This window comes from Cohnella sp. GbtcB17 (assembly GCF_019091135.1).
GTDB lineage: Bacteria > Bacillota > Bacilli > Paenibacillales > Paenibacillaceae > Cohnella.
Map to the genome: position 1 here is coordinate 1 of NZ_JAGXJW010000411.1, position 242 is coordinate 242.

At 56.2% G+C, this 242-nt stretch carries 1 pseudogene; it reads right to left on the reverse strand.

Going from position 1 to position 242, the window contains the following annotated elements:
- Positions 1 to 242 (reverse strand): annotated as a pseudogene (locus KVT38_RS34055) (ATPase); the annotation flags it as partial.

A 242-nucleotide genomic window follows, 5' to 3' on the forward strand; every position in this document is an offset into this window, starting at 1 on the left:
GATCATAATGCGCTTGTACAGCTCGGCATTATGCGACGCCAATGCATAATCGATAAGCGCCTCGCGGTCGATCCGCTCCGCCTCGAGCTCGAGCAGCACTTCCTCCAGCTCGACGTCGGACGCAGGCACATAATATTGTCGGTTCGCATTCGGAACCCGGATGATATAGTCGAAGGCGCTGTCGTTGTTGCGGTCATAGGCGATGCTATAGCCGTATTCGCCGACGGGCATGTTCTGCTCGA